This window comes from Litoreibacter janthinus (assembly GCF_900111945.1).
Taxonomy (GTDB): Bacteria; Pseudomonadota; Alphaproteobacteria; order Rhodobacterales; family Rhodobacteraceae; genus Litoreibacter; species Litoreibacter janthinus.
The window spans coordinates 1-14167 of the sequence record NZ_FOYO01000003.1; the positions used below are offsets into that span (position 1 = coordinate 1).

Below are 14167 nucleotides of genomic sequence, written 5' to 3' on the forward strand. Positions count from 1 at the left end.
GGCACTGCGGGCGCGATCACCAACACGGGCACAGCGGCTGTAGATGCAGGCGCGATGGCGGGTGCGGTGACGAACTCCGGCACGCTGACAGCAGATGGCACGCTTGCCGCGCTGACCAACACCGCCACGGCAACTGTTAGCGCCACTGGCGCAGTGACGGGTGCAACCGTGAACAACGGCGGCACGCTGGATACATCCGGTGTGCTGGCGACGGTCGACAACCAGGCAGGCACGGTCAATGTCAACGCCGGCACAACCGGCGCGATCACAAACGCGGATGACCTGAATGTCATTGCGGGCGCGGTCGACAGTGTGACGCAAAGTGCGGGTGACACCACGATCAGCGGTGGCTCTGTCGTGAATGATGTGACCATCAACGGCGGCACTTTGGATAACCAAATGACCATCGGTGGCAATGTCACGACTGCGGCAGGCACGACGTCGGTTAATACTGGCACCATCACCGGTGCAGTGACCAACGCGGGCACGCTGACCAGCAGCAACGCCATTGGCGGTGATCTGACCAACACGGGCACGGCAACTGTGTCGGGCACTGTGGGGGGTAATGTCACCAACAGCAGCGCCTTCGACATCGCGGGCACACTGGCTGTAACTGGCGGCATGACCAACACCGGCGGCGGCACGTTCGACGTCGCAGCGGGCGAGACTCTGACCACAGGCACGGGCGTCACGAATGACGCAAGCGCTGGCGTGGTGAATGTAGAGGGTATCGTCAACGGCGGCTTCAACAACGCCGCGGCGAATGTTGTGTCCAACGCGGGTACGTTCAACGGCGGTCTGACCAACAGCGGCACGATCACCACCACAGGCGGCTTCACTGTCGGCTCTGGCGGTTTGGTCAACAATGGCACTGTAGAGATGAGCAACGGCTCCACCGCGGATCAGGTGACTGTGAATGGCGGGATGAGCGGTTCGGGTATCTTCAATCTGGACGCCAACCTTGACAGCGCGGCACCGGGTGGCTTGAACAGCGACACCGTTTTGGTAGTCGGTGGGGCGACCACTGGCGACTATGTGCTGAACTTCAACATCACCGCAGCAGGGGTTCCGTCCATCGCGGACCCAGCCGTGCTGGTGTTTGATGTGGATGACGCCTTCGCGGGCGGCAACAGCTACAGCTTCGGTGCAACCGGCTTGCCACCTTCGGGCGGGCAGGTGGTCTACGGTCTGATCCAGAGCGGCACGGGCGATCTGAGCCTTGCGGCACAGCCAAACCCGGGTATTGGCGCAATCGCGGGTAACGTGGTTCTGACACAATCCCTGATCGGCACCGTGATCAACCGGCCTTCCAGCCCGTTCGTCTCCGGCCTTGCGTATGAGGATGATGACAGCTGTGGCAGCGGTGCATGGGGTCGCTTCGTGGGCGGTTCCGCAGAAGTGAGCGGTTCGACTGCGAACTCGGTCTCCAACATCTCGTCGACGATTGATGCCAAATACTATGGCCTGCAAATCGGCGGTGACTGGGGTTGCTTCAACGGCACCTTCGGTGGCTGGGATCTGGCATTCGGTGGCATCATGGGTGTCAACCAAGGGACCACCTCGCAGCCAGTGTTTGCTGTGAACCAGAACAACGCAACTCAGGTGACCAACACCGTTACGTCGATCACCGACGGCGACTTCCGCCAGACCTATGCGGGCCTCTACCTCGCAGCGGCCAAAGGCGCGTTGTCGGCTGACCTTCAGGTGCGCACCGAGCAGACCGAATACGAGTTCACCAACACTGCGGTGATCCCGGGGTCCGGTTTGGGTCTGAACGCCTCCAAGCTGAAGACGACAGCCTTCACCGTCTCCGGTGCGGTAAGCTATGCCTTCCCGCTGCAGCAAGAGGGCTGGACCTTCGTGCCAACTGCGGGCTTCGGCATCACGCAAACCAAAGCGGCAACGCTGACCTTCACAGACGGCGCGACCTTGCAAACGCAAGACAGCACCACGGCGATCGGCTTCCTGGGCGGCACACTGGCCAAGACGTTCTTCGGAGCGGATGGCACGTCGGCGACCAACGTGTTCGCAACCGGCACCTACTATAACGACTTCGGCAAAGAGCGCCGGTCGGTCTACACGGATGCTGGCGGTGCGACGCAGAACCTGACCTCCGAGAACCTCGGGGCATATGGCGAGCTGAGCATGGGCGTGAACTACGTGAAAATCCTCGACGAGGGTAAGTTCGGTGCAGCCAAACAGCTGAACGCATCCGTGCGGGCTGACGGCCGGTTCTCGGGTTCCGTGAACAGCTACGGCGTGACAGCACAGCTGCGGTTGCAGTTCTAAGCCGATGGCAGACGGGTCCGCTTCTGGCGTGCCCCCGGCCGGACCGGGGGCCCCCGGTCCGGGGTTGAAGCTGACAGTCCACGATTGCGTCGAGCTTCTCGACAGCCAGCTTGGGGTGCACCCGCGCTTGTCTGTGCCTGCCGCGTTGCATGATGTGATCTTCCCGCCCGACGATACCGAAACGGTTCTCTACGCCATCTTGGACGCGAGCAAGATCGAGAATTTGCAGATCTTGCTTGAGGATGCGGTGATCCCGCATCGCTGCTTGTTCAAGGGGGACGCCGAAGAAGAATACGGCGACGTGGCCCCGTGGCTGGTTGTGCTGTCCGAAGTCGACACGCTGACACGGTTGCTGTTCACCCATCTGGATGGCGAAGACACCCCGTGGAATATTGCGCGGTTCGAGCCGGGCATTTTGTTCCGCGCCAGCCCCGACTTTGACGCCGTATGGCGGCATTGGCGGCGCTTCTACCGGATGAAATACGAGACCGGCAAAACCTACTATTTCCGCTTCTGGGAACCGGCCCCGATGGCGGCCTATCTGGGCTATATAAAAGAGGATGCAGAGCGCGTGGCGCATTGGTTTTGCCGTGAAGGTGCGCGCATCGACCGGATGTTCTTGCTCGAGAACCGTCCTGCCAAGTGGCGCTTGACCGAGATTGAGGCAGAACCGGAGAACTACATCCGCCCACGCAGCCAAGATGGCAAACCGTTTACACTAACGGCGGGCGAGGTGGGCGCGATTGCCAGCGCGCGTCTCGAGCGTGACATGGAAGAGGTTGCCCGCCGGATCGAAAAAACCTTCGGGGAGCATCTGGACGAAGACCGCGCCGAGGACCTTGTGTTCCGCCGCGTGCGGGGCCTGTTTGACCGGATGATGCCTGCCGGGATCAAGCAACTGGACCATTTGTATCTGCTGGCGTGCTGGGAAGTTTTCTACGGGCCGGGCTTTGAACAAAAAGACCCCGAAGACCAGCTTCGCAAAATTTGTCTGTCCGAGACCCGCGAGGCCCGCAAGGTCGAGGCTCTGCGTGACCGCATGAATGCACTCCCGCCTACCGTTCTGGCAGCGGAGCAACATATGCAGGGAGCGGGTGCATGAGGGGTCTGTTTGCCATAGCGCGCGCCGCGGTGTTTGGGATAGCGCTGACAGGCGGCGCATTTGCGATGGGCATATTTGGTGAAAGCCGGCCAACCAACCTGACCTTCAACGATGCCGCGCATCAAAGCACACCGATTATGATCGACGGGCTGACGATCAACGGCAAGACCATGGGTGCGTTCCCGACACTTGCCTCGAGCAGCTGGTTGAACCCGCGCGGGGGCGGCCACACACTGACCGACTTGCCGTGGGAAAGCGAAGACGACCAAATCGTCGACGTGCACACAGAATGGACAGAGATTGAGACCGGACGCGCCTATAAGGCGGATGTCAGCGTACCTTGGGGCGAATTGCATGTCGAAGACGTGGTCGGCGTTACGGCATATATGACGTTCGTGTATGGCCGAAACGGCGAGTTCATGCTGTTCACCAATGCGGAACCGGACCCCAAAAGCGGCCAGCATAACGGGCGCGAAGTGACGCGGGTTTGCGGGCAGCGCACGCCGAGCCGAGACCAGAATTATGGATTGCGGGTCAATGAGATACCGGGACTAGGTCGGCTGATTGACCGCCGCGACCAATGGATGGCCGTGCCGGACCTTGAAAGCAATTGCACGGTGGAGGGGGCATAAATGGCAGATGGCGGCATGACTCCTCAGCAGATCAACGAGATGGCGGCACCGGACATGGCGGCGCTGTTCACACAAGGGCAAGCCGGAAATGTCGTGCAGACCTGCCCGAAGGTTATTCTGGAGATCGGGGTTTTCTTCGACGGCACCGGTAACAACGAGCGCAATGCACAGGTGGGGGGAACCGAGGGCAGTTTCGCGAATGCACGATCCAACGTGTCTTTGCTCAAAGAGCTCTACTACCCCGGCGGCGACCAGTATGACGAGCGCAATGCTTGCGGCGGTTACGCCAAGCGCTACTCGCGGCTTTATGTTCAAGGCATCGGGACGTCCAACGATGAAGAGGACGATCTTTGGGGCATGGCCATGGGCGTGGGAGAGCGGGGCGTCGAGAACCGCGTGATCCGTGCGGCGCTTGACGTAGGGCAGATCATCAACCGCCTGTCGCCGGGTATCGAGCCGGAAGAAATCGTGCTGGATGTGTTCGGCTTCTCGCGCGGGGCGGCCGCGGCGCGGCACTTCGTCAACGGTTTCAACGCGGGCCAGCTGGATTACTCCCGGTGGGGCCTGTTCAACGACATTCACGCGCGCCTTCCGGAAGGCCGCAATGTACGCCTGCGGTTTGTTGGCATTTTCGACACCGTTGCGGCGATTGGCACCAATGCCAATGACGCAAACAACCAAGACGTGAATGTGCACCTGAACTCCGGCTCGGCGGATACGATTTTCCACCTGACCGCGAATGACGAAATCCGCCATAGCTTCAGCTTGAATGACAACCAGCCCGGCGGTGGCGAGGTTGAGCGTTTGCCCGGCGTTCACTCCGATGTTGGCGGCGGCTATCACCAGAATTTCCGAGAAGAGCCGGTGATCAAGCTACCGGATACGGGCATGGCAACCTCACGCGCGGCAGCCCAAACACAGCAAACACAGCGCGTTGCATTGCTGCGTTCGCGGGCGATGGCGGATGCGGCGGTCTTTGTTGCGGAGGGGTGGATCACACCTGCGGATGTGCCAACCGCTTGGGACATACAGCCGGACGGGATCGAGCTTGTGCATGTTCCGGGAAGCATGTTCTCGCCCGGCAGCACCTATTATACTTGGAAAGTTCAAACGCGGCTCAAACGTCCTTGGGTGCGCCACGAACTTTCGCGGATTGCGTTGAAGAAGATGTACGAGAAGGCCGTGGCGTCGGACGTGCCTATGAATGCGCTGCCGACATCAGGCGATTACGCCATCCCAGCCGGGTTGGAAGGTGCAAGCGCGGCTATCAAGAAACGTAACTACACTCACCATTCGGCCAACTATAACGACGTCTACCCGATTATCGGCGCGCCGATGCGCGAAGGGGCAGGGCGTCGCCGGACGATCCATCGCAATCAGGCGGGTCTGGCCAAGTAGCCGTGAAATAAAGGTGATCCTCGGTCTGCGGCCCTTGACCGTCTGACCCTCACACCGCATTGTTCATACAGGGAATTTACTCGGCGTCAGCCGAGCCTTCGGTTTTGTGTGCGCGTCCCTTGATGGCGCGAATTGACGGCAAGTTGGGAAATAGATGTCTTGGTATAGCAAAGTAGCCTGGAAAGAGGGCTTGTTCCTTCAGCCCCACCACCTGCAACAGCAGGATCGCTACCTTGAAAAACTGGTCGATAACCGCACCCGTACGATTACCCCTTACCCTTGGGGCTTGGCGGAACTGAAGCTGGACCGCGACATGGCGCAGCAAGGCCGGATCGGGCTGCGTTCTGCCGTTGGGATTATGCCGGACGGGATGCCGTTTGATGCGCCCAACATCAACGCTCTGCCGACTCCGAAAGACGTGCCGGAGAAAGCTGACGGGATGGCGGTCTGGCTCACCTTGCCGGATGCCGCAATGAACGGGCGGGAGCTTGCCCCTGATACCGAGACCACCGCCGCGACCCGCTATGTGCTGGGCAACGAAATGGTGGCGGACAGTGCCTCGGCCATGCGGCTGGAGCAAGACATCGAGCTGGCGCAACCGCGGCTTGAGATCGACATTCGCAAAACCCCGAAGCCCGGCTATCAATGTATGCAGATCGGCCGCATCCAAGAGGTGCGTGACGGCGTGATTTCGATGGATGACACCTTTGCCCCGCCCGCCATGGTGGTTGGTGCGCATCCGGTGATGACCGGCTGGCTGGACCGCGTGATCGGCTGGGTCGAGACCAAGCAGGAAGGGCTGGCGCGCTATGCTGCCGACCCAAGTGCAGGCGGGGGTTTGCAGGCCACCGATTACTTCATGCTGCTGCTGTTGAACCGCGAAATCGGCGGGCTGCGTCATCTGCGCAATTCCCGCTACGTCCATCCAGAGCGGCTTTATGTCGAGTTGCTGCGCCTTGTTGGCGAGTTGTGGACCTTCGACAATGACAAGCGGATGGCGCAGGAATATCCGGCTTACGACCACGACAATCCGAAGGAAACCTTCACCCCGATCGTGCGCGATATTCAGCGGCTGCTGAGCCGTGATGTGGGCCGTGCGACGCGGCTTGATTTGCGGATGGTGCGCCAGAACTCCTACATCGCGGAAGTCATGGACCGGAACCTGTTCCGCGAGGCGACCTTTGTGATCGAGGTAACGTCCTCCAAATCGTTGACGCAGATTCAGCAGCAGTTCCCCGAGCTGTGTAAAGTGGGCCCCAACACCCGCATGAACGAGATCGTTAACAACAACCTTCCGGGTATAGAGCTGCGGCATACGCCGACACCGCCACGCCAGATCCGTGCGGTGTCGACCAATGTCTATTTTATCCTCGACAAGAACACGCCCATGTGGCGCGAGTTTTCGACGGCCCCGGCACTGGCCATGCACTTTGCGGGCGACTGGCCGGACCTGAAGCTTGAACTCTGGGCGATTGCGGAGAAAGCCTAATGGCAAATGACAAGGACAAGACAGTCATCGGGGGCAAACTGCCCACCGCCGAAGAACTGCGGAACTTGTCAGCGGGACGACCGGCTTCGCCACCTCCCGGATTGCAGCAGCCCCCTTCGGCACCGCGCCCGACGCCGCCCGCAGGAGGCGGCCAGCGCACGGTAATCGGTGGGGCGTTGCCCCAGACGCCACCGCCCGCAGCACCCTATTCACCGCAACCGCCTCAAGGTGGGTTTGGCACAAGTCAGAACGCGGCCGACGCCTGGATGAGCGGCGGTGCCCCAAGCCCGTCCAGCACGCCTGCGCCGGGATCGGGGATTGGTGGCGCCAGCCAAGACGGCTTCTTCCCGACCATGCAAAGCCAACAGCCCGAGCAGGTGATCCACACCGGCCCCAAGATCGCGCTGCACGAAGCCTTGCGCGCGACAGGGTTGGGCAAGGGCGGGCCAAGCAACCCGATCGTGGCGGCCGCTGCCAACCTGCTGATCCTTTTTGGCCGCCTGCGGACTCAGATGGTGGAAATGGACGCCGTCCCGTTGATGGAGCACGTCACCCGAGAGATGGAAGCGTTTCACGCGAATTGTCTGGCCGCAGGGGTCGACAGTCACGAAGCGGATGTGGCGCGCTATTGTTTGTGCGGGACAGCGGATGACATCGTCCAAAACATTCCGGGCACGGACCGCGACATCTGGATTCAGTACTCAATGGTTGCGCGGTTCTATAACGTGCGGACCTCTGGCGTCGGTTTCTTCGAAGAGATCGACAAAGCCATGCAGGCCCCCGCGCAACGCTTCAATGTGCTGGAGCTTATGCTGATGTGCCTGAGCCTCGGGTTCGAGGGCAAGTATCGCACCGCACCGGGTGGAGCGCAGGAATTGGCGCGTATCCGTGCATCGATCTACGAAAGTCTGCGCCGCGTCCATGCCCGCCCTGACGAGGATATCGCCGTGCGCTGGACACCGGTTGAATTGGGTAAGCGCAAGCGGTTCGGAGCCAACCCGTTATGGATCGTCGCATCTGCCGCAGCAGCCTTGCTGCTGGGGGTCTACCTGACGCTGAACATGCTGATTTCGAATGACAGCTCCAGTGTTGTGGCTCGCTTGCTGGACATCCACCCCGAAGAGCTGGTTGGCCTGCAACGCGCCCAAGCCTTCACACCTTACATTCCGCCCGAGATCACGACCTCCCAACTGGATGAAATTCGCGAGAAACTGAAGACCCAGATCGGGGATGGCAGCGTCGCAGTGGATACCAAGGGCGATTACATCTTCGTGCGGGTCAACAACCTTGTGCTGTTCGGGTCCGGCTCCGCTGATGTGAAACCGGAATTCTCGCTGATCGCTGTGGAGGTCGCCAAGGCTTTGGATGACGAGCCGGGGCCAGTTCGTGTGGTGGGCTACACTGACAACATCCCGATGTCGGGCAGGGGCCGCTTTAAGACCAACCAAGAGCTGTCTGAGGCACGGGCCAAATCTGTGGGCAGCGTGCTGGGCGACGCCTTGTCAGCGCCCGGTCGGTTGCAGATCGAAGGCGCGGGCGAGGTGGACCCCATCGCCGACAACGCGACCAGCGAAGGTCGCGCGCAGAACCGGCGCGTGGAAATTATGATTCAACGTGAGGAGACGCTTCAGTAATGCGTTACTTCGTCGCCATTGGCCGTTTCTTCAAAAAACCTTGGATGCGTATTCCGCTGACCATCCTGTCCTTCATCCTGTTCGGGTTGGTGGTCTGGTTCGGCGGCCCGCTGCTGGGCTTCGGGGAAACACGCCCCTTTGCTTCCATCTGGGTGCGCATCGGCATCATCGCAGGGGTGTTGTTGATCTTCGGGATTATCTGGCTCGTCCGCTGGCGCCGTGCGCGCAAGGGTGCACAAGAGTTGGAAGACGCCCTGATCCCCGACGAGCCTACGGGCGACGGCGCGGTGCTAAGCGAGCGTATGACGGAGGCCTTGGCCACGTTGAAAGCGTCGGGCGGCAAAAGCTACCTGTATGATTTGCCGTGGTATGTGATCATCGGCCCACCGGGTGCGGGCAAGACCACAGCGCTGCTAAACTCCGGCATCAAGTTCCCGCTGGCGGAGAAATCGGGCGCTGCGATGGAAGGCTTTGGCGGCACGCGCTATTGCGACTGGTGGTTCGCCGAAGAGGCGGTGATGATCGATACCGCGGGGCGCTATACCTCTCAGGACAGCGACGCGGAGGCGGACAAATCGTCGTGGCAGAGCTTCCTTGAACTGCTGAAACGCGGGCGCACCAAACAGCCGATCAACGGTGTCATCCTCGCCTTCTCGGTCGAGGATATTATGAATGGCGACCCTGCCTCCCTGACGCGTCACGCGGAAGTGGTGCGGGCGCGGTTGGCGGAAATCCACGAGACGCTGAAGATCGACTTCCCTGTCTATGTGCTGTTCACCAAGGCTGACCTTGTGGCCGGTTTCCGCGAGTACTTCTCCAGCTTCAGCGCGTCGCGTCGCAAAAAGGTTTGGGGCACCACCTTCCAAACCAAGAGCCGCAGCGAACAAACCCACACCCAAGTTGGCGAAGAGTTTGACGCCTTGGTCGCGCGGCTGTCGGACGAGGTTATGGACCGTCTGAGTGAAGAGCCGGATGGTGTGAACCGCATCGCGATCTTCGGACTTCCGGGTCAGATGGCAATGATGCGCGACAACATTGCGTCCTTCCTTGGCCAAGTGTTCGAGCCGACCCGCTACAAGACCAACGCGCTGTTGCGCGGTTTTTACTTTTCATCGGGCACCCAAGAGGGAACACCGATCGACCAAGTGCTGGGGGCCATGGGTCGCAGCTTTGGGGCAGACCCCGCGATGGCAGGCGGCTTTATGTCGGGCAAAGGCAAAAGCTTCTTCCTGCATGACTTGCTGAAACAGGTCATTTTCCCTGAGCAAGGTTGGGTGACCTATGACCGCAAAGCGGTGAACCGTGCGACGGGCCTGCGTTACGCGGGCTTTACGATTGTCGGATTGGCGACGCTGGGGTTGTTGGGCGCATGGGGCTATTCCTATTGGGCGAATACCTCGCTGGTGAGGTCGGCTCAGGCGGCAATGTCGGACTACGAGTTGGCGGCGCGCGAGGAATTGTCGGAGGTCGTCGTGGACGACACCGACTTCCAGACGATCTCCGGCTATCTGCAATTGCTGCGGGACATGCCAACGGGCTACGCGTCGACGCAAGAGGTGCCGGAGCAAATCGACACGGATGGTGATGGCGAACTGGATGCAGTTGCCGCAGGCGGGGACGACGATCACGGCATCTTCGAGGGCTTCGGCCTGTCTCGCCGCGAGCAGTTGCAAACCGCATCACGGGCCTCCTATGCCGACGGCTTGGAGCGGATGTTCCGCCCGCGTCTGGTTTTAAGACTGGAAGAGCAGCTGGCGCAGTTTGTCCAAACCAACGAGACACTTGCCATTTACGAAGGTCTGAAGGTCTACAAGTTGTTGGGTGGCGTGGCCCCTGCACCCGAAGATGATCTGGTCCGTGGCTGGTTCCGTGAGGACTTCAACAATCTTTACCCCGGACCTACGAACCGTGCGACGCGCCAAGACCTAGAAGCGCATCTGCTTGCGATGCTGGAAATGGACGGCACCCGCGATGTGCGCGTTGATCTGGACAGCGAGCTGGTGGATGCGGGCGAACGCATCCTTGCCCGTATGTCTGTGGCCGATCAGGCCTATGCGCTGATCAAGGCCACATCGGAGTTCTCTGGCGTGCAAAGCTTCAACCTTGTGGACCGCGTCGGGCCGGATGCCTATCTGGTGTTCGAGACAGTGGACGGCTCCGATCTGGGGGAGTTGGGGATCGAAGCCCTCTACACCTATGACGGGTTCCAAGACTTCTTCCTTGATCAGCTGAGCGAAGTCGCAGGCAAGCTGGACCGCGAACAATGGGTCATGGGCGACTACGCCGAGACCGCCAATGTGAACGCGCAGCTTAGCGGATTGGGCCGCGCGCTTCTGGCCAAATACCGCGAGGACTACCTATCGGCGTGGGAAGGCCTGTTGAACCAGTTGAAACTGGCCCCGATGTCCGCCGACAAACCCGCCTATGCGTCCTTGGCCGCGGCGTCATCGCCAACAACATCTCCGTTGTTGAAACTGGTGGAGGCGGTCAGCCGCGAAACCAGACTGACGGTTGACCCGAACGAAGGCCTGGATTTTGCAGGCGCGGGCGCAGATGTTGCGGGGGCTGTGAACGGTCTGGCCAATTCCGAGGCGGGCGCACAGGCGGCGAACCAGATCCGTAACCGGATCATCAACCGCACAAATGGTCTGACACGGATCGGTCTGACCGCAGCCTTAGGTGGCAACAAATCGCAACGTCGCGCAGGTGTCGCGGGCACCGGTGGTGGCGAGGCGCAGGCGTTGATCCCCGGCGCTGCGATTGAGGCGCAGTTTGCTGAATGGCACGCTTTGCTGGAAGCAGGTTCCGCCGGAACAGGGCGCCCGATTGATGCACTTCTGGGCAATCTGGGGCAGGTGCAACAGAACTTGGTAATTGCGGCAGGCTTCAACGCTACGCAAGCCGCAGCCCAGCTTCCGGTTCAGATCGGCATTCTGCGTTCGACCGCATCGCGTTTGCCAACGCCTTTGGCACGGATGGTCAACGAGGCCGTGGAAGATTTCGAAGGCGACGCCGCCAACACCACGATTGCGCAGCTCAACCAAGACCTGACAAACCAAGTGACCCGTGTGTGCAACGACATCGTCACGGGGCGTTATCCGTTCAACGGTCCGACCTCGCGCCAAGTGCCGATGGCGCAGTTCGCGCGGGTCTTCGCGCCGGACGGGGTGATGGACCGCTTCTTCCTGCAACATCTGAGCCCTCATGCGGATCAATCGGGCGGGGATTGGAAATGGTCTTCTGAAAGTCAGCTCGGTGACCGGTTGAGCCTAGGAACGCTAAAGCAGTTCCAGCGTGCCGCACGGATCAAAGACGCCTTCTTCCCGGCAGGCGGATCCAACCCTGAGTTGGAAGTGACTGTCAGCCAAGAGTCCGCACATGACCAAGTTCGCCAAGCAGTGCTGGAAGTGAACGGGCAAGTCATCACCACCCGTCAGGTCGGCAACGTGCCGCAAACAGTCAAATGGCCGTCCGCCGGATCATCAACCACGCTGCAATTCCTGCCGGGATTGAACGGGCGTCAAAGCTCCATGCAGTTTGACCAAGGACCGTGGGCGTTTATGCAGTTCATTCGCGCGGGCTCCCCACGTCAGCAGGGGGATGCGACGCAGGTGCGCTACACCATCGGCGGACGTTATGTGAGCTACTCGGTTCGGGTGAATGCACTCTATAACCCGTTCACGCTCCGCGAGTTGTCCGAGTTCAAATGCCCGCAAGGGCTGTGATCTGACTGATGGGCAAGACAGGCATCTTTGGCAAGCACCCCTCCTTCGGGGATTTCATTGGCGCGGGCATGTCCAAGCCGATGCAGGTCGCTTTGGAGGAGTGGATGGGCGCGGTCCTTCCGCGCGTTCGTGACAATCTTGGGGATGTCTGGCAGCCGTTCTATGACATCGCATTGCCATTGCGGTTCTGGCTAGGAGAGGGTGTCGTGCCCGCTGCGGTCGGCGGGCCTGTGGCGGGTGTCATGGTGTTCAGTCACGACAAGGTCGGACGCCGTTTCCCGTTGATTGCGCTCGTCGAAGGCGCGCAAATGCCGCCCCCTACGCTTGTTCCTGAGCAGCGGTGGTACGAGGCCTTGCAGACCCTGATGCTGGAGCATGACACGCCGCAAACCGCTGCGGAACTGGCTGAGATGCTGAACCTTCCCACCGCCGCCTTACCTGATCCGTTTGAAGGCGGGGAGGCTGGATTTTGGGCCGTTCACCACGCTGGTGCAGTTGAAGCGATGATGGCCAATGTCGCGGCCACAGACCATCGGCGGGCCGTGGCGCGGCGCAGCTATTGGTGGAGTGCGGGTGACCCATCCCGCACGGCGACGTTTCACGCGACCGAAGGCTGGCCCGATGCGGCGGTGTTCCAATGGCTTCTGGCGGGCAACGCCGCAGACGAGCCAGCGCCCGAACCCGAACCAACTCCCGCGCCAATTCCAGAAGAGGTAGCGGCGCTTGAAGACGTACCGGAGCCTGATGAAGTATTCGACAGCGCCGTTGCGGAGGCGCAGGGCGAGTTTGAGGGGGAGCCGTCGATCGTCCCAACCTCTGATCCGTGGTGGTCGGGGGAGGGAGCGCGCCCTGTCCCGAAAGCTCTTTATGAGCCAGTGATAGAAGAGACCGAAGAAGACGGCCCGCAATCTCCGTTCAGTGACGGGGGCAACCGGGTAGACGTAATCGAGGCTGAGCATGCGGAAGAGGCAAAGGACGCCTTGGCAGACGAGGCGGAAAAAGACTAGGCTGTTCAAATACTAGCATGCCCCGGCCCTGGGGGACGCCGCAGCACCGGCGCAGGGCAAGGGGCCGCATTTTGCGAGCACCGCATTTTAAGCAGGAGTCGTCATGGGGACGGGCCAATTTATCTTCGAGACAGGCGCAGGCAGCGACACCGGCGTCGTGCGTGACCATAACGAGGACAGTTATCTGTCTAAGCCCGAAAGCGGGGTTTGGGTGGTCGCCGACGGCATGGGTGGCCACGAGGCCGGTGACTTCGCGTCGCAAGCGATTGTCGAGCGGATATCATCGATTGGTCGCCCTGCATCTGCCCCCGATCTGCAAGCGCGTTTTATGGAGCGCCTTACCCGTGCCCATGATGTGATCGTCGAGCAATCGCAAGCCCTTGGTGGCGCGACGATTGGCGCAACGCTGGTGGCGCTTCTGGTGCACGAGGATTTGTTTGCCTGCATCTGGTCCGGCGACAGCCGTATCTATCTTTTGCGCGACGGTGAGTATCGTCAGGTCACGATTGATCATACCGAGGTGCAGGAGCTTCTAAACTCTGGCGCGATCAATGCCGAACAGGCCGAGCACTGGCCGCGCAAGAATGTCATCACGCGCGCGATTGGAGTGTCGAGCCGGCCCAATACTGACGAGACGTTTGGCAGCCTGCAGGCGGGCGACACTTTCTTGCTGTGCTCGGACGGGTTGACGGAACATGTAGAGGATCAAGAGATGGCCAGCGTTTTGGCCAGCCACGAGCCGCAAGCCGCCTGTGACGCCCTGATACAAACCACATTGTCACGTGGCGCACGCGACAATGTCACGGTAATCGTTGTCCGGTGTAGTGCCCGCCAGCAGGAGCCTGCGGTCGCGAGTGACCCGCTGGACTGGACCCAAGGATTTTAAGCGCG

The 14167-nt window shown here is 60.8% G+C and carries 9 protein-coding genes; all 9 read left to right on the plus strand.

What is annotated here, in order from left to right; genetic code table 11:
- A partial coding sequence (locus BM352_RS18345; protein ID WP_139229876.1) for a beta strand repeat-containing protein occupies window positions 1-2289 on the plus strand: 2289 nt, incomplete at its 5' end.
- Window positions 2290-2293: 4 nt separating this feature from the next.
- Complete coding sequence (locus BM352_RS18350) at window positions 2294-3391, plus strand: DUF4123 domain-containing protein (RefSeq protein WP_090220599.1); 1098 nt, start codon at window positions 2294-2296, stop codon at window positions 3389-3391.
- Window positions 3388-4023, plus strand: coding sequence for a hypothetical protein (locus tag BM352_RS18355; RefSeq protein WP_090220602.1), 636 nt, complete (start codon window positions 3388-3390; stop codon window positions 4021-4023). Before BM352_RS18350 ends, BM352_RS18355 begins: the two co-directional genes overlap by 4 nt.
- On the plus strand, window positions 4024-5421 hold the full coding sequence (locus BM352_RS18360) for a T6SS phospholipase effector Tle1-like catalytic domain-containing protein (RefSeq protein ID WP_090220604.1): 1398 nt from the start codon (window positions 4024-4026) through the stop codon (window positions 5419-5421).
- Between the two features lie 154 nt (window positions 5422-5575).
- A complete protein-coding gene (gene tssK, locus BM352_RS18365; protein ID WP_090220606.1) occupies window positions 5576-6910 on the plus strand; it encodes a type VI secretion system baseplate subunit TssK in 1335 nt (444 codons plus the stop codon).
- Window positions 6910-8544, plus strand: coding sequence for a type VI secretion system protein TssL, long form (gene tssL / locus BM352_RS18370; RefSeq protein ID WP_090220608.1), 1635 nt, complete (start codon window positions 6910-6912; stop codon window positions 8542-8544). Before tssK ends, tssL begins: the two co-directional genes overlap by 1 nt.
- Window positions 8544-12269, plus strand: a complete 3726-nt coding sequence (gene tssM, locus BM352_RS18375; RefSeq protein WP_090220611.1) for a type VI secretion system membrane subunit TssM — start codon at window positions 8544-8546, stop codon at window positions 12267-12269. Before tssL ends, tssM begins: the two co-directional genes overlap by 1 nt.
- Before the next feature lie 8 nt (window positions 12270-12277).
- Window positions 12278-13276 carry a type VI secretion system-associated protein TagF gene (tagF, locus tag BM352_RS18380; protein WP_090220617.1) on the plus strand — a complete coding sequence of 333 codons (999 nt, stop codon included), beginning with the start codon at window positions 12278-12280 and terminating at the stop codon, window positions 13274-13276.
- Between the two features lie 103 nt (window positions 13277-13379).
- Window positions 13380-14162, plus strand: a complete 783-nt coding sequence (locus tag BM352_RS18385) for a PP2C family protein-serine/threonine phosphatase (RefSeq protein WP_090220619.1) — start codon at window positions 13380-13382, stop codon at window positions 14160-14162.
- The last annotated feature ends 5 nt before the right edge of the window (window positions 14163-14167 follow it).

Excerpts from the sequence above, each read along its gene's own strand:
- BM352_RS18350 (WP_090220599.1), top strand. The coding sequence starts at position 2,294 with ATGGCAGACGGGTCCGCTTCTGGCGTGCCCCCGGCCGGACCGGGGGCC.
- BM352_RS18355 (WP_090220602.1), top strand. The coding sequence starts at position 3,388 with ATGAGGGGTCTGTTTGCCATAGCGCGCGCCGCGGTGTTTGGGATAGCG.
- BM352_RS18360 (WP_090220604.1), top strand. The coding sequence starts at position 4,024 with ATGGCAGATGGCGGCATGACTCCTCAGCAGATCAACGAGATGGCGGCA.
- tssK (WP_090220606.1), top strand. The coding sequence starts at position 5,576 with ATGTCTTGGTATAGCAAAGTAGCCTGGAAAGAGGGCTTGTTCCTTCAG.
- tssL (WP_090220608.1), top strand. The coding sequence starts at position 6,910 with ATGGCAAATGACAAGGACAAGACAGTCATCGGGGGCAAACTGCCCACC.
- tssM (WP_090220611.1), top strand. The coding sequence starts at position 8,544 with ATGCGTTACTTCGTCGCCATTGGCCGTTTCTTCAAAAAACCTTGGATG.
- tagF (WP_090220617.1), top strand. The coding sequence starts at position 12,278 with ATGGGCAAGACAGGCATCTTTGGCAAGCACCCCTCCTTCGGGGATTTC.
- BM352_RS18385 (WP_090220619.1), top strand. The coding sequence starts at position 13,380 with ATGGGGACGGGCCAATTTATCTTCGAGACAGGCGCAGGCAGCGACACC.